General features: G+C 69.0%; 14 protein-coding genes. 10 read left to right on the forward strand and 4 right to left on the reverse strand.

Going from position 1 to position 18363, the window contains the following annotated elements:
• Positions 1-149 precede the first annotated feature (149 nt).
• Positions 150-1019, reverse strand: a complete 870-nt coding sequence (locus F2P44_RS16805) for an alpha/beta hydrolase (RefSeq protein WP_167088198.1) — start codon at positions 1017-1019, stop codon at positions 150-152.
• A gap of 167 nt (positions 1020-1186) precedes the next feature.
• Here F2P44_RS16805 and F2P44_RS16810 point away from each other — a divergent pair, with 167 nt between their 5' ends.
• Positions 1187-5218, forward strand: coding sequence for a response regulator (locus F2P44_RS16810; protein ID WP_167088199.1), 4032 nt, complete (start codon positions 1187-1189; stop codon positions 5216-5218).
• Here the strand turns inward: F2P44_RS16810 and F2P44_RS16815 are convergent.
• On the reverse strand, positions 5181-6011 hold the full coding sequence (locus F2P44_RS16815) for a universal stress protein (RefSeq protein ID WP_167088200.1): 831 nt from the start codon (positions 6009-6011) through the stop codon (positions 5181-5183). The two genes, F2P44_RS16810 and F2P44_RS16815, sit on opposite strands and share 38 nt — an antisense overlap.
• A 173-nt stretch (positions 6012-6184) precedes the next feature.
• Between F2P44_RS16815 and F2P44_RS16820 the strand changes: the two genes are divergently transcribed.
• Complete coding sequence (locus F2P44_RS16820; RefSeq protein ID WP_167088201.1) at positions 6185-8875, forward strand: bifunctional acetate--CoA ligase family protein/GNAT family N-acetyltransferase; 2691 nt, start codon at positions 6185-6187, stop codon at positions 8873-8875.
• Between the two features lie 194 nt (positions 8876-9069).
• Here F2P44_RS16820 and F2P44_RS16825 read toward each other — a convergent pair whose 3' ends face one another.
• Entirely contained in the window at positions 9070-9729 is a 660-nt protein-coding gene (locus F2P44_RS16825) for a carbohydrate kinase family protein (protein WP_167088202.1), read from the reverse strand.
• A 30-nt stretch (positions 9730-9759) separates the two neighbouring features.
• Complete coding sequence (locus tag F2P44_RS36590; RefSeq protein WP_167088203.1) at positions 9760-10089, reverse strand: PfkB family carbohydrate kinase; 330 nt, start codon at positions 10087-10089, stop codon at positions 9760-9762.
• A 188-nt stretch (positions 10090-10277) separates the two neighbouring features.
• On the opposite strand from F2P44_RS36590, the gene F2P44_RS36595 reads away from it, so the two are divergent.
• The 8 genes from F2P44_RS36595 (at position 10278) to ccoS (ending at position 18293) form a co-directional block, all read left to right on the forward strand.
• Complete coding sequence (locus F2P44_RS36595; protein WP_167088204.1) at positions 10278-10532, forward strand: GNAT family N-acetyltransferase; 255 nt, start codon at positions 10278-10280, stop codon at positions 10530-10532.
• Between the two features lie 95 nt (positions 10533-10627).
• Positions 10628-11191: a hypothetical protein gene (locus F2P44_RS16840; protein WP_167088205.1), complete on the forward strand. Its 564-nt coding sequence runs from the start codon at positions 10628-10630 to the stop codon at positions 11189-11191.
• Between the two features lie 74 nt (positions 11192-11265).
• Complete coding sequence (locus F2P44_RS16845; protein WP_167088206.1) at positions 11266-11613, forward strand: hypothetical protein; 348 nt, start codon at positions 11266-11268, stop codon at positions 11611-11613.
• A gap of 215 nt (positions 11614-11828) precedes the next feature.
• Positions 11829-13433 (forward strand): methyl-accepting chemotaxis protein, encoded by a 1605-nt coding sequence (locus F2P44_RS16850; RefSeq protein WP_167088207.1) that lies wholly within the window; start codon positions 11829-11831, stop codon positions 13431-13433.
• 66 nt (positions 13434-13499) lie between these two features.
• Positions 13500-14930 (forward strand): oxygen-independent coproporphyrinogen III oxidase, encoded by a 1431-nt coding sequence (gene hemN / locus F2P44_RS16855; RefSeq protein WP_167088208.1) that lies wholly within the window; start codon positions 13500-13502, stop codon positions 14928-14930.
• Between the two features lie 10 nt (positions 14931-14940).
• Positions 14941-15705: a sulfite exporter TauE/SafE family protein gene (locus F2P44_RS16860; RefSeq protein WP_167088209.1), complete on the forward strand. Its 765-nt coding sequence runs from the start codon at positions 14941-14943 to the stop codon at positions 15703-15705.
• The gene (locus tag F2P44_RS16865; protein WP_229423588.1) at positions 15702-18116 is read left to right on the forward strand and encodes a heavy metal translocating P-type ATPase; all 2415 of its coding nucleotides are present in this window, start codon (positions 15702-15704) and stop codon (positions 18114-18116) included. The genes F2P44_RS16860 and F2P44_RS16865 overlap by 4 nt, the downstream gene beginning before the upstream one ends.
• Complete coding sequence (ccoS, locus tag F2P44_RS16870; protein WP_167088210.1) at positions 18117-18293, forward strand: cbb3-type cytochrome oxidase assembly protein CcoS; 177 nt, start codon at positions 18117-18119, stop codon at positions 18291-18293.
• The last annotated feature ends 70 nt before the right edge of the window (positions 18294-18363 follow it).

An 18363-nucleotide genomic window follows, 5' to 3' on the forward strand; every position in this document is an offset into this window, starting at 1 on the left:
AGAACGCCTGGCGCAGGCGCGGGTTTCCATCTGCTGGAATTGGCTGCTTTGTTCACGCTCGGTCATGATGGGCTCCCTAGGCCGGACCGCCAGAAAGACAGGCCGGCACGCACCCCATCATACGCGCATGCCGCGCGCAGCCGTGTTTGCTACGCGGGCAGGGCGGCAGCCAGCGGGATGGCCCCGGACGGCTGGGCAAAACGCGTGCTCAGGAAGGCGGCGATGCGCTCCTGGGTCGTTTCCAGGTAGGGAATGTTCATGTGGTCCGAATCGGGCACGGTTTCGTCCAGGTGCAGCTGGCCCAGCTGGGCCACCAGCAGGTCGGTGTGCGAATGCGGCACGATATCGTCGAACGCGGCGCGCAGCACGTAGGTGGGCGCGGTCAGCGCGGAGGCGTACTTGACCGACTCGAAACGGTGGCGCAGCACATACTCGACCGGCACCGCGCGGAATTTGCGCTTGGCGATGGCCAAGATCGAATCGTAGGGCGTGATCAGCACCAGCGAATGGACCGGGCGCTCCAGCGCCACCTGCACCGCCACCCCGGAGCCCAGGCTGCGCCCGACCACCGCCACCCGCTCCGGGTCGACGTGGGCGCGCTCGGCCAGCCAGTCGAACAGCAGGCGGCCATCCTCGACCATATGGGCTTCGGCCGGTTCGCCGTGCGAATTGCCGTAACCGCGATAATTGATGGCCAGCACCGCCATGCCGGGAAACAGCTTGCCGGCGTCGCGCACCACCCAGGACACTTCTTCCGAGCGTCCGCCAAAATACACCACGGCCGGGTGCGGACCCGGAATCTGGGGCGTCATCAGCCAGCCCGACAGCTTGGTGCCGTCGCGCGCGCGCAGCACGATGGCGCGGGTGCGGTGGCCGCTGCTGCGCGGATTGTCGACTTCGCGCTTGACGGTCGGGTTGAAAACCAGCCGGCGCTGGCTGGCCGCAATGGCTGCCGTCACGCCCACCCACAGCACGCTGACGATGCCGGCCATGCCGGCGACTTTTCTGGAATTGTTCATAGGCATCAGTTTAACCGGGTTCCGGCGCCGGCGCGACGCAGCGGCACCTCCATCAAGCCCAGCGGTACGATCTCATCAATACGCGTGGCTGGAATACAACGATCGGAGCCGATGGCTAGGGGCTTTTTCCTGTGGTAACCTTTACCAGTCCGCACCCAGGCTTTCCAATGAAAAAATTCGTCTTTTCGGCCGAGCAAACCGCCGGCCTGTTCGTCGGCCTGCTGGGCACGCTTGTGGCGATGCGCTGGATTACCGGCAGCAAGACGATCGCCACCCTGATCCCGGGGTCGGCCCAGATGGGCATCAACAGCGCGCTCCTGTTCATCGCCGCCGGCGTGTGCTGCTGCCTGGTGCTGCCGCGCGCGCGCCCCAAAGCCTGGCACATGCCGCTCTGGCACGCCTGTGCGCTGCTGCTGCTGGTGCTGCCGGCGCTGGTGCTGGTCGAAAATATCAGCGGCCTGGACCTGGGCATCGACTTCGTGCGCGTACCCACCGCGCCCACCGCCAGCAACCCCCATCCGGGACGCATGGCGCCGAATACCTGTCTCGGCTTCCTGCTGGCCGGGATCGCCCTGCGCCTGGTGCGGCTGGCGCGCCGCAGCCGGCGCCAGGCCAGCCTGCTCACCTGCTGTGCGGCCGGCGTGACCGGGATCGGCCTGGCGGCCCCGGCCGGCTACTTCCTCAAGCTCGAAGTGCTGTACCGCATGGCGGCCTACAATGCCATGGTCACCCCGACCGCGGTCGGCATGAGCGTGCTCGGGCTGGGCCTGTGGTCGCTGCGCAACACCGTCGCCGTGCGCGGCGCCATTCCCGACAATGAAAAACGCATCACCGCGCGCGCCATCGCGGTGGTGGCGCTGGTGGCCGTGAGCGCCGGCGCGGCCGGTTTCGCCGCCATGCGCGACAGCTACGAAGAATCGATCGCCGACAATATGCGCCTGGCGGCCGTGAGCAGCGCCGCCACCGTCGGCAACTCGCTCGAAACGAGCTTGTGGTTCCCGCGCACCATCGCCAACCGGCCTTCGGTGAAGGGGCCGGTGGCGCGCCTGGCCGCCGGCGGCGACGATCCGGCCACGCGCGCCGCCCTGCTGCAGGCGGCCGAAAGCTACATGAACGCCGGCATCAGCGCGCTGCGCTTCGAGAGCCTCGATGGCCGGGTGCTGGCCGCCAGCGGCGCGTTCGCCGAGCCGGGGGCGGGCGCGGTGCAGCCGCTGGCCGCCAGCGGCCAGCGCGCGCGCCTGCTGTGGCGCGGCCGCTACGTGCTGGCCACCGAGAACCAGGTGCGCGACGGCGGGCGCGTGATCGGACGCATGCTGGCGGAACAGCAACTGCCGATCATCGACCGCCTGCTGGCCGGCATCCGCGCCGACAGCCCCTCGTCGGATGTGCTGCTGTGCAGCCTGGACGGCAAGGATGCGCTGTGCGCGCCGACCCGCTTTTATCCCAGCACCTTCCGCATTCCCATGTTCAAGCCGGATGGCAAGGTCAACCTGCCGATCAACGAAGCGTTGCTGGGGCGCACCGGGGTGACGGTCACGCGCGACCTGCGCGGCGTGGCCGTGTTTGCCGCCTACACCCCGATCCGCGAGTTCGGCCTGGGCGTGGTGGTCAAGAACAATCTCGACACCGTCTACCTGCCGCTGCGCAACAAGGCCAACACCCTGATGCTGATGCTGGTGGCCCTGATCGGCGTCGGCACCTCGATGCTGCTGATCCAGGTGCGCCCGCTGCTGGCCCAGCTGGTGCGCGAGCAGCGCCGCATCAAGGTGATCCTGGAGAACTCGAACGATGCCTTCATCGCACTCGGGGTCGATGGCTGCATCACCGACTGGAATACCGAGGCCGAGCGCACCTTCGGCTGGAGCGCGGCCGAAGCGATCGGGCGGCGCCTGTCGGAACTGATCATCCCGCCGGCCCAGCGCGCGGCCCACGAAGCGGGCTTCCTGCAATTTACCCGCAGCGGCACCGGCCCGGTCATCAACAACCGGATCGAAGTGGTCGCCCTGTGCCGCGACGGGCGCGAAATCCCGATCGAGATGTCGGTGGCCGCCTTCCACGTCGCCGACGGCTACGTGGCCAACGCCTTCGTGCGCGACATCAGCGAGCGGCGCCGCCTGGCCGGCGAGATCGCGGCGCGCGCCACCGAACTCGAACTCGAGCGCGACCGCGCCCAGGCGGCCAGCCGCGCCAAGGGCGAATTCGTGGCCAACATGAGCCACGAACTGCGCACCCCGATGAACGCGGTGCTCGGCATGACCTACCTGCTGGGACACACCGACCTGAAAGCCGAGCAGCGCAAATACCTCGACATGATCAGGAGTTCGGGCCAGTCGCTGATGGGGATCATGAACGACATCCTCGACTTTTCCAAGATCGAGGGCGGGCGCATGGAACTGGCCGAGGCGCGCTTCGACCTGGACGAAGTGCTGGCGGCGGTGGCCGACATCATGAGCGTGTCGGCCGGCGACAAGGACCTGGACCTGGCGATCGGGGTCGAGCCGGACGTGCCGCGCACGCTGGTGGGCGACGCACTGCGCCTGCAGCAAGTGCTGGTCAACCTGGCCGGCAACGCCATCAAGTTCACCGAGCACGGCGAAGTGAGCGTGCTGGTGGACGTGGCGGCGCGCGAGGACGACGGGATCGTGCTGCGCATCCGCGTGCGCGACACCGGGATCGGCATGGATGAAGCGCAGCAGGCGCGCCTGTTTACGCCGTTCACCCAGGGCGATTCGTCGACCACGCGGCGCTTCGGCGGCACCGGCCTGGGGCTGACCATTTCCAAGCACCTGACCGACATGATGAAAGGGACCATCGAACTCGATAGCGCGCCGGGACGCGGCAGCGAATTCGTGGTCAGCCTGCCGCTGCGGGTGGCGCCCGAGCAGGACGGGGCGGGCGCCCCGGACGCGCCGCTGGGCAGCCTGCGCCTGCTGGTGGTGGACGACAACGCCACCAGCCGCGACTACCTGTCCAAGACCATCGCCGGCTGGCGCTGGGAAGCCGAGGTGGCCGGGTCGGGCGCCGAGGCGCTCGAGATGGTGGCGCGCGCCGCCGCCGTGCAGCGCCACTACGACGTGGTGCTGCTGGACTGGCAGATGCCGGACATGAATGGCGCGGCCACCATGCGCGCGCTGCGCGAACGCATGCCGGCCGCGCGCTTGCCGATCGCCCTGATGGTCAACGCCTACGGGCGCGGCAAGCTGATGGAAAGCGACGCCGCCGGCCAGGCCGACGCCATCCTGAGCAAACCGGTGACCGGTTCCAGCCTGTTCGACACCATGCACGAAGTGCTGGTGCTGCGCGCCCAGGCCGGGGCCCGTCCGGCCGGCGCGCTGGCGGCCCTCAATGGCGCCGCCAGCACGGTGCGCCTCGATGGGGTGCGCCTGCTGCTGGCCGAAGACAATGAACTGAACCAGGTGGTGGCGCGCGGGATCCTGGAGAGCGTGGGCGCGCGCCTCGACATCGTCGGCAATGGCCAGCTGGCGCTGGCGCGGCTGGCCGCCAATCCGGGCGCCTACGACCTGGTGCTGATGGATATCCAGATGCCGGTGATGGACGGCTACGCGGCCGCGCGCCGCATCCGCGCCGGCCTGCGCCTGAGCTTGCCGGTGCTGGCGCTGACCGCCGGCGTGACCGAATCGGAGCGGCGCGCCTGCGCCGACGCCGGCATGAACGATGTCATCGCCAAGCCGATCGAGGTCGGCGAGATGCTCTCGACCATTGTGCGCCACCTGCCGGGATTGGAGCGTGCGCGGGCGCCGGCGCCGGCCGGCGTGGCTGCCGCTGCTGGCACGCCGGCCCTGCCGGTGCTGCGCCTGGGACCCCTGATCGACATCGCCAGGGGCAATCCGGAGCACCTGGCGGCGGTCGCCAACCTGGTACGGCGCGTAGTGGGCGAAGGCCACCAGCAGTTCGACCAGGCGCGGGTGCACTGGGACGGCGGGCGCGACCTTGAGGCCGCCATGGTGCTGCATTCGCTGCGCGGCGGGATCGGCAGCGTGGGCGCCAAGCGCTTCGCGGCCGCCTCGCTGGAGCTGGAACAGTCGCTCAAGGGCGAGCCGGCCGGCGACACCGCGGCCCTGTTCCTGCGCGCCGCGCGTGAACTCGACGCGGCGGTGGACGCGGCGCGCGAGTGGCTGGCGCAGCAGGAAGGCGCCAGCGCTAGTGCGACATCAGTACCGGCGCCGTCATCGACTTGAGGATGGTGGCCGTCACCCCGCCCAGCAGCAGTTCGCGCACGCGCGCATGGCCGTAGCAGCCCATGACGATCAGGTTGGCGTCGACATCGGCCGCCAGCGACAGCAGGGCTTCGCCGACATCGATGCTGGTGTGCTGGGCCATGACCTCGGCATTGATGCCGTGGCGCGCCAGGTACAGGGCGATGTCGGCGCCCGGCTGCTGGCCGTGCGCGTCGTCCGGATTGAATACCGCCACCGTGACCCGGCGCGCGCGCTTGAGCAGGGGCAGGGCGTTGGCCAGCGCGCGCGTGGCGGCGGTGCTGGCATCCCACGCCACCAGCGCTTCGCTGCCGATGACGGGAAACTGGCCGACATGCGGCACCACCAGCACCGGGCGCGCGCTGGCCAGCATGACGTATTCGGGCAGGCCGGGCGTCATGCGCGCGACCGGATCGTCCGGGTCGGACTGGCTCAGGACCACCAGGTCGGCATAGCGCGCCTGCAGCGCCAGCGCGGCGCCGGGTTCGTCGTCGACCAGGCGCCGCTCGAACGAGCGTACGGCGGCGCCGGCGGCGGCCCGCTCGAACTGGTCGAGGGCGGCGTTGGCGCGCCGGTTCAATTCTTCCATGTGGCTGGCCAGCACCGTCTGCATCAGGTCCGTGCCGCCATCCTGGTAGATATAGCGCGACACGCCGCTCATGGCCGCGCCCACCAGATGGGCGTTGCAGTCCGCCGCCACGGTGGTGGCGGCGCGCAGGCGCGCTTCGGCGTGGCGCGAATGATCGGCGTGGACGAGGATGGTCTTGTACGGCATGGCGGCTCCTGTTGGCTTGGATACTCCAGCGTAGGCCCTGCCACGGCGTCCGTCCAGCGTTGTCCGGCCTGCGCAAACCTTTGTTTTGTTTAATTTGATGCACATCAAGCGCGGCTGCGGCAGGGCCGTCTACGCTGTGCGCCCATCGCCAGGCACAATCAAAAGGGATCACCATGAGCGTCAGGAATTTGCACCAGCTGTTTGCGCCGCGCTCGGTCGCCATCATCGGCGCCTCGGCGCGTCCCAACAGCGTCGGCGCGACCGTGCTGCGCAACGTCATCGAGGGCGGCTTTACCGGCGCGGTTTATCCGGTCAATCCCAAGTACGACAATCTGGCCGGGCTGCGCGTATACGCGCGCGTATCGGCCTTGCCGGCGGCGCCCGACCTGGCCATCATCTGCACCCCGCCGGCCACGGTGCCGGGCCTGGTGCGCCAGCTGGGCGAAGCGGGCACGCGCGCGGCCATCATCCTGACCGCCGGCCTGAACGCGCTGCACGACGGCCAGGGCCGCACGCTCAGGCAAGCCACGCTGGACGCGGCCCGGCCCTACACGCTGCGCCTCTTGGGACCGAACTGCGTCGGCCTGCTGGTGCCGGGCATCGGCTTGAACGCCAGCTTCGCCCACACCGGCGCGCTGCCCGGCAAGATCGCCTTCGTCTCGCAATCGGGCGCGCTGGTGACCGGCGTGCTCGATTGGGCCAAGTCGCGCGGGATCGGCTTTTCCAAGTTCATTTCGCTGGGCGACAGCGCCGACATCGATTTCGGCGACCTGCTCGACTACCTGGCCAGCGATCCGCAGACCAGCGCCATCCTGCTGTACATGGAAGACGTGCGCCACGCGCGCAAATTCATGTCGGCCGCACGCGCCGCTGCGCGCAGCAAGCCGACCCTGGTGCTCAAAGCCGGGCGGGTGGCCGAAGGCGCCAAGGCGGCTGCCTCGCACACCGGCGCGCTGGCCGGCTCCGACGACGTGTACGACGCTGCCATCCGGCGCGCCGGCATGCTGCGCGTGCTCAGTACCGAAGACCTGTTCGCGGCCGTGGCCACGCTGGCGCACGCGCGCCCGCTGTTCGGCGAGAACCTGGTGATCCTGACCAATGGCGGCGGCCCGGGCGTGATGGCGACCGACGCCGTGGTATGCGGCAAAGGCAGCATGGCGCAGCTTGCGCCCGACAGCGTGGCCCGGCTGGACGCGGTGCTGCCGTCGACCTGGTCGCGCGCCAACCCGGTCGACATCATCGGCGACGCCCCGGCCCAGCGCTATGTCGACGCCTTGAACATCCTGCTGCAAGACCCGCAGGCCGACGCCATCCTGTTCATCCACGCGCCGACCGCGATCGTGCCCAGCGCGGACATCGCGCGCGCGATCGCGCCGATTGCCAAGGCATCCTCGCGCAACATCCTGGCCTGCTGGCTGGGCGGCAACGCCGTGGCCGAGGCGCGCGCGATCTTCAGCGAGGCCGGCATTCCCAGCTTCGGCACGCCCGAGGAAGCGGTCAGCGCCTATCTGCAGATCGTGCAGTACCGGCGCAACCAGAACCTGCTGATGCAGGTGCCGCCGGCCGCCTGCGACGAAGCGGTAGCCGACGCCGCCTCCGATCCCGCGGCGGCGCGCGCGCTGGTGCACAAGGCGCTGGCCGAGGGCCGCACCTTGCTCAGCGAGCCGGAAACCAAGGCGCTGCTGGCCGCCTACGGCGTCGCCGTGGTGCAGACGCGCAGCACGGCCTCGGTCGAGGAAGCGGTGGCAGCGGCGAACGCAATCGGCTTTCCGGTGGCGCTCAAGATCCTTTCGCCCGACATCACCCACAAAAGCGACATGGGCGGGGTGGTGCTCGACCTGGAAGACGCCAACGCGGTGCGCGCGGCGGCCCAGCGCATGAACAAGCAGCTGGCGCAATTGCAGCCGGATGCGCGCCTGGAAGGCTTTTCGGTGCAGCAGATGGCGCGCCGTCCGGATGCGCACGAACTGATTGTCGGCGTGGCCACCGACCCGGTGTTCGGCCCCGTGATCCTGTTCGGGCAGGGCGGCATCGCGGTCGAGGTGACGGCCGACCACGCGGTGGCGCTGCCGCCGCTGAACGTGGTGCTGGCGCGCGACCTGATCTCGCGCACGCGCGTGGCCAAGCTGCTGGCCGGCTACCGCAACCGGCCGCCGGCCAGCATGGACGCCATCATCGCCACCCTGATGCGGATCTCGCACATGGTGGCCGACCTGCCCGAGCTGGTGGAACTGGACATCAATCCGCTGCTGGTCGACAGCGACGGCGCGCTGGCGCTCGACGCGCGCATGCGGGTGGCCATCGCCGACCATTCGGCCAGCACCCTGGACCGGCTGGCGATCCGGCCCTATCCGCACGAGCTGGAAGAACGCATCGACTGGCAGGGCGAGTCGCTGCTGCTGCGCCCGATCCGCCCCGAGGATGGCGCGGCCCACGTGGCCTTCTTCAACGCCCTGAGCGACGACGACGTGCGCTACCGGATGTTCGTGCGGGTGCGCGAACTGAACGCTTCGCAGCTGGCGCGCTTCACGCAGATCGACTATGACCGCGAAATGGCCTTCATCGCCACCCGTCCGGGACCGGATGGCGCCAGCGAAACGCTGGGCGTGGCGCGCGTGGTGTGCGATCCGGATAACATCTCCGCCGAATTCGCGGTCACGGTGCGCTCCGACCTCAAGGGCCACGGGCTGGGGCAGCTGCTGATGGAAAAGCTGATCGACTACTGCCGCAGCCGCGGCACGCGCGAGATCGTCGGCGAAGCGCTGCCGCAGAACACCCGCATCGCCAAGCTGGCGCGTAAACTCGGTTTCGCGGTGAGCAAGTCGACCGAGGATGGTTCCATTCACATGCGCCTGCCCTTGTGAGCGGAGCGGGGGCAGGGGCGCGTGTGGTGCATGACGATAGGCTCAATGACCGCCTGCCTGCGCCGGAGGAGCGGTGCGAGGAAACGCCCCTTGTTCTGCCGGTTCTTGTTGTCAGGACGTCCTGGAAATCGTTGCGCCGGCCAATGGCGACGCGCCAGAACACCCGCATCACCAAGCTGGCCACATGGCAGGCATCACGCGGCGCGCCCGACCTGCCGCAGGAAGGCCTCCACCTCCGCCCTGGATGGCGGATCGCAGCCCTCACGCATCGCGTTCAGGCTGGCGACGGCGACGGCGTAGCGTCCCGCCTGTTCCAGCGCCGGCGCCGTGGCCCGGTCCAGCGCGGCGGCCGACAGCAGGTCCTGGCCGGCCAGGCTGGCGACCAGGCCCGCCAGGAAGCAATCGCCGCAGCCCACTATATCGATGACGGCCAGGCCGGACGGGGTGGCGATGCGCACCGACGCCGTGCGCGTCAGCAGCAGCGCGCCTTGCGCACCCAGGGTCAGGGCGATCAGGCGCACCGGCAGGGTGTCGAACAAGGCGCTGGCCTGCGCCAGCGGGTCGGGCCCGCCGCAGCCCAGGTGCAGCAGGTCTTCTTCGCTGACCTTGATCAGGTCGGCGTGGCGCAGCGCCGCCTGCACGCCTGCCGCGTAGCGCGCCAGGTCGGCGCAGGCCAAGGGCCGCACATTGGCATCGATCGACATCAGGGCGCCGGCGTCGCGCGCCGCCTGGATCAGCGTGAGAGCCTTGGCCAGGTCGTCCGGCACCAGGGCCAGGCCGCCGGTATGGAGCAGGCGCGTGCCCGGCGGCAGCGCCGCGCAGGCCTGGCGCGGCGTGATGTCGCGGTCGGCCACGCCCTGGCGGTGGAACGCATAGCTCGGCGTCTAGCCGGCATCGAGGGTGACGATGGCCAGCGAGGTGGGACAGGCGCTGCGCTGGCTGCTGGCCAGGGTCACGCCGGCGCCCTTGAGCAGGTCGGCGAAGCCATGCCCGAAGGCGTCCTGCGACAGGCGATTGAGGTAGGTGAGCGCCAGCGACTGGCGCGCGGCGGCCAGGGTGAAATTGCAGGCCGAGCCGCTGAGCGCGGCGCCGAAGCGCGCGTCCGGCATGGGGACCATGGCCTGCTCGACCTGGAGGGCGTGATCATCGATGGGGCGTGCACGCGCGCCTTGCTGGAGCAGTTGATGGCTGCCGTCGTCAGGTCGCTCGACCACGACAACTGGGCGGGCGTGGAGCGGCCCCAGGTCCTGGCGGGCATGATCGGCTCGGATGCGCGCGCCCTGGGCGGGGCCTTGCTGCCGCTGGACGACAGCGCGCTGCCCGGGCTGGCCACCGGGGCCGCCGTGCGCGCCGCGTCGTTCCACCGGGCAGAGGGGTACAACAGGCGCAGGCCGGGACGGGCGTGGTGTGCGATCCGGACAAGGTCGCCGCCGGCTTCGCTGTCACGGTGCGCTCCGACCTGAAAGGGCATGGCCTGGGCCAGGTGCTGATGGCAAAGCTGATCGCCTGCTGCCGCAGCCGCAGCTGCGGCGCGCGCGCGATCATGGGCGAGGCGCTGCCGCAAAACACACGCATCACCAAACTGGCGCGAAAGCTCGGTTTCGAGATCTGCAAGGCGGCCGCAGACGGCTCGGTGCATATGCGGCTGCCCTTGTAGGCTGCCGGTGACGGGTACAATGGCCGGTTCCTGTCAAGCCGTCCGACTCAGCGATGTCATACATACATTCCACCAGCGCGATTCTGAACGCGCGCATGCACGACTTCGACCAGTTGCCTGGCGCCAGCGCCAGTGTGATCGCCGATGCCGCCAGCGGCGATCTGGCGTGGAGATCGGCGAACTTCCGGCTGTTTCGGCTGCTCGCTTTTGTGGCCATTGCCGCATTGCTTTGGGTGGCGCTGGCCTTGCCGGCCTGGCTGGGCCGCTTCGGTATCGCGGTCGACGGCAATGCGCTGCTCGCGCCGACGCTCGTCATCGCGATCGCCGGCATATGGATAGCGGCCTGGAAGCACAGAAAATCGCAGGCACGCGCACGGCTGGCGGTGCTGACCGCGCAGCAGCACCGCGCGCGCGACGCGGTCGAGGCACTGCGGGCGAGCTTGCCGGCCGACTGTTCGATGCTGGGCCAGAACCTGGCATCGGTGTCGGCGCGGATGCTGAAAGTGTACGCCACTGGCGACGCGCAACTCGCGCTGGCGCTGTCGACGATGCTGCTTGAGGTACTGGCGTCGCCCGCGTTCGCGTCGCTGGGATCGGCCTGCCCGCCGGTGCGCGCACGGCTCGACACGCTGCGCGCGGCGCTCTGTGCGCTGGTCTGACGTCGCAGCTTGCCGCTGCCGTTGATTGTATGGCAACATGTCGCACTCGATTTATTTCAACTTCGGACCATCGCATGAAACCCGCCTTACTCCTCGCACTGTCCCCCGGCGCCATGAGCGCCGCCCACGCCGATATCCTGCTGACGCCCTCGTTCATCGTCAATATCGAAGAAGACTGCGGCACCGGCGATGTCCACTGCAGCAAAGTAAGCTACACGGGTACCAGCAAGAAGACCGGCCAGGCAATCGTCTTGCGCCGCAAGGCCGTGCACGCGGCCTGCCGCAAGGACGAGGAGCCCTGCGAATTCCAGGGCAATGTCTTCAAGAACGGCGCCACCAGCTACCGGGTAACGAAACAGGGTGAGCTGATTGTCAGCAAGGGCGCCAAGATCCTGGTCCAGGAAACGGGCGAGTGGAAATAAGCGCACGCCAGCGCCGCCTGGCGTACATACGCGCGTAGTCAAACTGCCAGCGCGGCACGCAAACCTGCAGTCAAATGCCACACCCCCCGTCTTTTCTTGCACCGGGTGCCGCCCCGGCCGTCCGGCCGTTTTTGATGCAAATCAAGGATTTCAGCCTCCAAGCTCCCTAGACTCCTCCTGTCAAATCAATGCTTTAGGGCAAAAGGAGTATCTCCGTGCGCAATAATCTGCCGGTGACAGGGATCGAATACAAGCTGCGCGAAGGCCAGTCCATCGTATCGAAGACGGACACCAAGGGCATCATCACCTATGTTAACGCCGCCTTCATCGAGGTCAGCGGCTTTGCCGAAGACGAATTGGTGGGCAAGCCGCACAACCTGGTGCGCCATCCCGACATGCCGGCCGACGCCTTCGCCGACCTGTGGCGTAGCATGAAGCTTGGCCGCCCCTGGACCGGGCTGGTGAAAAACCGGCGCAAGAACGGCGACTTTTACTGGGTGGTGGCGAACGTCACGCCGGTCAAGGAAAACGGCCAGGTGGCCGGCTTCATGTCGGTGCGCACCCGTCCCACGCGCGCACAGATCGAGGGCGCCGGCGCCTTGTACCAGCGCTTCAGGGAAGGACGGGCCGATGGCCTGGCCATCGTCGACGGCGCAGGCGTGCGCACCGGCGTCGCCGCGCGCCTGCGCGCGGCCTTCCACCTGCCGATCGGCGTACGCATCGGCATCCTGATGGCTGTTCTCGCGGCGCTGCTGGCGGGGCTCGGCGCGGCCTCGGGCAGCGCCGTGCTGGCCGCCCTGGGCGCGTGCGGCGCGTTGCTGGCGCTGGGCGGCTGGGTGGCGCTGGTGCGCGCCATCGTGACGCCGATGCGCCAGGCCGCCGAGGCGGTGCAGGCGCTGGCCGGCGGCGACCTGTCGTTCGTCTGCGCCAACGCGCGCACCGATGACATGGGCCAGCTGCTGCGCGGCCTGCGCCAGGTGACGCTCAACCTGCGCGCCATCATCGGCGACGTGCGCTCGAACGTAGCCTCGATCGGCGTGGCGACGCGCGAAATCGCCGCCGGCAACGCCGACCTGGCCACGCGCACCGAATCGCAGGCGTCCAGCCTGGAGCAGACCGCCGTCAGCATGGAGCAGTTTGCCGTCACCGTGGGCGAGAATGCGGCGCGCGCGCTGCAGGCCGACCAACTGGTGCTGTCGGCATCGTCTATCGCAGGCAAGGGCGGCCAGGCGGTGGCCCAGGTGGGCGCGACGATGGGCCAGATCAGTGAATCGGCCGCCAAGATTGTCGATATCATCAGTTTGATCAACGGGATCGCCTTCCAGACCAACATCCTGGCGCTGAACGCCGCGGTGGAAGCGGCGCGCGCCGGCGAGCAGGGACGCGGCTTTGCCGTGGTGGCGGGCGAAGTGCGCGCGCTGGCCCAGCGCTCGGCGGCCGCCGCCAGCGACATCAAGCACCTGATCGAGGATTCGGTCGCCAAGGTCAGGGACGGCGACCGCCTAGTCGAGGATGCCGGCGGCACCATGGCCGGCGTGGTCGACTCGGTGCGGCGCGCCACCACCATCATGAGCGACATCACGCGCGCCAGCGTGGAGCAAAAGAGCGGCATCGCCCAGGTCAACGAGGCGGTGGCGCACCTGGACCAGATCACCCGGCAGAACGCCGCGCTGGTCGAGGAATCGGCCAGCGCGGCCGCCAAGGTGGCCGGGCAGGCCGTCAACCTGGCGCAGGCGATCGACGTGTTCCAGTTCGGCGGCGAGAGCCGGGGGCGGCGCGCGCCCCCAGAGGCCAAGCCGCGCCGACTCAGCCGTTTTTGATGCAGGTCAAGGATTTCGCGAGCCCTGATCCCTACACTCGGTCCCCATAGTCAGGAGCCCACCATCATGCTGCATAACGTTATCCCCATCACCAATGCGCGTCCGATCGATTTCGATCCCGATCTGATCCGCAAGCTGAGCCAGAACGGTCCGCGCTACACCTCGTATCCGACCGCCGACCGTTTCAGCGAAGCCTTCGGCTACCGCGACTACCTGCAGGCGGTGGCCGGGCTGCGCACGCGCGGCTCGGTCAAGCCGCTCTCGCTGTACCTGCACATTCCGTTCTGCGAATCGGTATGCTACTACTGCGCCTGCAACAAGATCGTCACCAGGAACCACGACAAGGCGGTGACCTACCTGGGCTACCTGAAACGCGAAATCGAGATGCAGGGCAGGCTGTTCGCCGGCATGAACCAGGTCGAGCAGCTGCACCTGGGCGGCGGCACGCCGACCTACTTCACCGACGCCCAGATGGAAGAACTGATGGAGCACCTGCATCGCTGGTTCCAGTTCGCCCCCGACGGCACGGGCGAGTATTCGATCGAAATCGACCCGCGCACGGTCTCGCGCGAGCGCGTGCTCAGCCTGCGCCGCCAGGGCTTCAACCGGGTCAGCCTGGGGGTGCAGGATTACGATCCGGCGGTGCAGGCGGCGGTCAACCGCATCCAGCCCGAGGCCGAAACCCAGGCCGTCATCGACGCCGCGCGCGAGGCCGGTTTCCGCTCGGTGAGCATCGACCTCATTTACGGCCTGCCCAAGCAGAGCGTGGCGACCATGACGCAGACGATCCAGAAGGTGATCAAGGCCGACCCGGACCGCATCGCCCTGTATAACTATGCGCACATGCCGCACCTGTTCAAGCCGCAGCGCCGCATCAACGAAGCGGACATGCCGAGCGCCGACGAGCGGCTCGACATGCTCGGCCGGTCGATTCGCCGGCTGGAGCAGGCCGGCTATGTGTACATCGGCATGGACCATTTCGCCAAGCCCGAGGACGACCTGGCCGTGGCCCAGCGCCAGGGCCGCCTGCACCGCAATTTCCAGGGCTATTCGACCCATGCCGACATGGACCTGGTGTCGTGCGGCGTGTCGGCCATCAGCGCGGTGGCCGCCACCTACAGCCAGAACGTCAAGACGCTCGACGCCTACTATGGCCTGATCGACAAGAACGAACTGCCGGTCGCGCGCGGCATCCGCCTGACCATGGACGATGCCCTGCGCCGCACCATCATCCAGACTTTGATGTGCGATTTTGAGCTGTCGATGCCATCCGTCGAACAGGCGTTCCCGATCGCCTTCGCCAGCTACTTCGCGGATGAACTGGAGCGCTTCAAGGTATTGGAAAGCGACGGCCTGGTGACCATCGGCCCCGAATGGCTCAGCGTGACGCCGAAAGGGCGCTTCCTGATCCGCAACGTGTGCATGGTGTTCGACCGCTACCTTCAGCAGGCCGCTCCGGTGCCGCGCGGGTCGATCTCCTATTCGCGGACGATCTGACGGGGCAGGCGTGAGCGTATTGAACCTGGTTCCGGTATTCACGGTGGGCCTGCTCGGCAGCGTCCACTGTGTCGGCATGTGCGGCGGGATCGTCAGCGCGTTTTCATCCGTGCCTGCGGCCAGCGCCGCGGCGCGGCCGTTTCCGGTTGCCGTCATGACCGTGCGCGCCCCGGCCGAAGGCGCACTGCGCGTGCTGGCCTATAACACGGGCCGCATCGGCAGCTACATGCTGGCCGGCGCGCTGGCCGGTGGCCTGGCGGGCGGTGCGCGCACCCTGGCCGGGCTGACCGCCCTGCAAGCGGGCGGCTACTGGCTGGCCAACCTGATGCTGGTGATCCTCGGCCTGTACCTGATGGACGCCTGGCGCGGCCTGGCGGCACTGGAAACGCTGGGGCAGGGCCTGTGGCAGCGCGCGCGCGCACTGATGCGCTACATCATGCCGCTCGATCATCCGCTCAAGATGCTGGCGCTGGGCGCCCTGTGGGGCTGGCTGCCGTGCGGGATGGTATACAGTATGCTGATGACAGCCATGTTTACCGGATCCGGCGCCGAGGGCGCGATCGTGATGCTGGCCTTTGGGCTGGGCACCTTGCCGATGCTGCTGGCCATGGGCATGGCGGGCGAGCGCCTGCGCGCGGCGCTGCAACAGCGCGCGGTGCGCATTGCTGCCGGCACCCTGGTGCTGGCATTCGGCCTTTTGGGCCTTGCGCGCGCCGCCATGGGCGGGCAGGCCGGCTGGCTCGACGCGCTGTGCATCACGGGAGGCGTGCATTGAGCGCGCAGCCATTCGCCGCCGCGTGCTTCCACTGCGGGCTGCCGGTGGCCTTGGGTAGCAGCTGGTCGGTGCGCATCGATGGCGCGCCGCGCCCGATGTGCTGCCCGGGCTGCGAAGCGGTCGCGCAAGGCATCGTCGAGGCCGGCCTGGCCGACTACTACCGCACCCGCAGCGTGTTCGCCGACCGCGCCGAGGGCGTCGACCTGGTGCCGCCCGAGCTGGCGCTGTACGACAGCGCTACTGCCGCCACTGCCGCCACGGCCGGCGAGGCGCGCGAAGGCGTGTTTTCGCTTGACGGCATCCGCTGCGCCGCCTGCGTGTGGCTGATCGAACGGCGCCTGGCGCGCCTGCCGGGCGTGCGCGAAGCCCAGGTCAACGTGGCCACCGAGCGGCTGCACATGACATGGGACGCTGCGCTGTGCAAACCAAGCGACATCGTCCAGGCCCTGCGCGGCATCGGCTACACCGCCTATCCCTACCAAGCCGCGCAGCACGGCGCCCAGCTCGAACGTCACCGCAAAAAGCAGTTCCGCCAGCTGTTCGTGGCCGGCCTGTCGATGATGCAGGTGATGATGTACGCGCTGCCGGCCTACATTGCCGACGAGGGCACCATGGACGCGCCGATGGCGGCGCTGATGCAGTGGGCCTCGCTGCTGCTGACCATTCCGGCGGTGCTGTATTCGGCCCAGCCGTTTTTCCGCGGGGCGTGGGCCAGCCTGCGCGCGCGCATGCCGGGCATGGACTTGCCGGTGGCGATCGGCATCGGCGCCGCTTTCGGCGCGAGCGTGCTGGCCACCCTGCGCGGCAGCGGCGAGGTATACTACGACTCGGTGACAATGTTCATCTTCCTGCTGCTGGCCAGCCGCTATCTCGAACAAATGGCACGCCGCAAGGCCGCGCGCGCGCTGGAAGACTTGCAGCGCGCCTTGCCGGCGTCGGCCCAGCGGCTCTCCAAGTGGCCCGGCTCGCGCCAGGCTACCATGGTGGCCGCCGCCAGCCTGGCCGAGGGCGACGTGATCCTGGTCGAACCGGGCAGCGCGGTCGCGGCCGACGGCATCATCCTCGAAGGGTATACCGATGTCGACCTGGCGCTGTTGACGGGCGAAAGCCGCGCGCAGGCACGGGTGCCGGGCGACGAACTGCCAGGCGGCGCCATTAACACCACCCAGGCCATCGTGCTGCGCGTGACCCGCGTGGCCAGCGACAGCACCCTGGCGCGCCTGGTCAAGCTGGTGGAAAAAGCCGGCCAGGGCAAGCCGCGGATCGCCCAGTGGGCCGACCAGGTGGCCGCCTGGTTCGTGGTGGGGCTACTGCTGCTGACAGTGGCGGTCTTTATCGGCTGGCAACTGGTTGACCCGGCGCGCGCCTGGCAGGTGGCGATCGCGGTGCTGGTGGTGTCGTGCCCGTGCGCGCTGTCACTGGCCACGCCGACCGCGCTGGCCGCCGCCACCGATGCGCTGGTGCGGCGCGGCGTGCTGGTGGTGCAGCCGCACGTGCTCGAAACGCTGCAGCGCGCGACCCATATCGTGTTCGACAAGACCGGCACCCTGACCGAGGGCCGGCCGGTGCTGCGCCACGTGGAGCCGCTGGCCGGCCTCACCGCCGCGCGTTGCCTGCAAGTGGCCGCGGCGCTGGAGGCGGGCAGCGCCCATCCGCTGGCGCTGGCGATCCGCACCGCCGGCGCGGATGGCGGCCTGCGTGCGGACCAGCTGCACAGCGAAGCGGGGCAGGGGGTGGAAGGCGTCGTCGACGGCGTGCGCTATCACCTCGGGCGGGACGGCTACGCGGGCGCGGCCCCGGTGGCGGTCTGGCCCGATGTGAGCAACGTCTACCTGGGCGCCAACGGCATCGTGCTGGCGCGCTTCGAGCTGGCCGACGCGCTGCGCGCCGATGCGCCCGAGGTGGTGCGGCGCTTCCGCGCGCGTGGCCAGACCGTCATTCTATTGAGCGGCGACGACCAGGCGGTGGTCAGCCGCACCGGCGCCGCGCTCGGCATCGACACCGCCATCGGCCAGCAGCTGCCGGAGCAGAAGCTGGCCTACGTGCAGCAGCTGCAAGCGGCGGGCGCGGTGGTGGCGATGGTCGGCGACGGCATCAACGATGCCGCTGTGCTGCGCGCGGCCGATGTCTCGTTCGCCATGGGCGGCGGGGCCGCGCTGGCCCAGCTCAGCGCCGACTGCGTGCTGTTGTCAAACCGCCTGGCGGCGCTGGACGATGCCGCCACAGGCGCGGCGCGCGCGCTCAGGATCATTCGCCAGAACTTGGCCTGGGCCAGCGTCTACAACTGCGTGGCGATTCCTGCGGCCGCCTTTGGCCTGATCAATCCGTGGCTGTCGGCGGCCGGCATGTCGCTCAGTTCCGCCGTGGTTGTCATTAACGCACTGCGCCTGCGGCGCATGAAGGCCGCCTGAATGGAAGCCTTGTATTTGCTGGTCCCCTTGAGCGTGTTCATCGTCGTGCTGGCGGTGTGGGTGTTTTTTGGGGCGGCCGACAGCGGCCAGTTCGACGACCTCGATGGTCCCGGCATGCGCATCCTGCTCGACGACGAGGACCCTGCCGAGAAAGCCCCACGCAACGATCTTGCATGATTCCGGCGTTTTTGATTCACATCAAGGATTTTTGATCCCCAGAAATTTACTCTTCTGCTGTCATCGTTGC

Origin of the sequence: Massilia frigida (genome assembly GCF_011682175.1) — a bacterium.
In the GTDB taxonomy this organism is placed as follows: Bacteria; Pseudomonadota; Gammaproteobacteria; order Burkholderiales; family Burkholderiaceae_D; genus Telluria_A; species Telluria_A frigida.

What these genes read in the sequence shown, in the direction of transcription:
- F2P44_RS16805 (WP_167088198.1), bottom strand. Translation starts at nt 1,019, where the DNA reads ATGAACAATTCCAGAAAAGTCGCCGGCATGGCCGGCATCGTCAGCGTG.
- F2P44_RS16840 (WP_167088205.1), top strand. Translation starts at nt 10,628, where the DNA reads ATGCACGACTTCGACCAGTTGCCTGGCGCCAGCGCCAGTGTGATCGCC.
- F2P44_RS16845 (WP_167088206.1), top strand. Translation starts at nt 11,266, where the DNA reads ATGAAACCCGCCTTACTCCTCGCACTGTCCCCCGGCGCCATGAGCGCC.
- ccoS (WP_167088210.1), top strand. Translation starts at nt 18,117, where the DNA reads ATGGAAGCCTTGTATTTGCTGGTCCCCTTGAGCGTGTTCATCGTCGTG.
- F2P44_RS16810 (WP_167088199.1), top strand. Translation starts at nt 1,187, where the DNA reads ATGAAAAAATTCGTCTTTTCGGCCGAGCAAACCGCCGGCCTGTTCGTC.
- hemN (WP_167088208.1), top strand. Translation starts at nt 13,500, where the DNA reads ATGCTGCATAACGTTATCCCCATCACCAATGCGCGTCCGATCGATTTC.
- F2P44_RS16815 (WP_167088200.1), bottom strand. Translation starts at nt 6,011, where the DNA reads ATGCCGTACAAGACCATCCTCGTCCACGCCGATCATTCGCGCCACGCC.
- F2P44_RS16820 (WP_167088201.1), top strand. Translation starts at nt 6,185, where the DNA reads ATGAGCGTCAGGAATTTGCACCAGCTGTTTGCGCCGCGCTCGGTCGCC.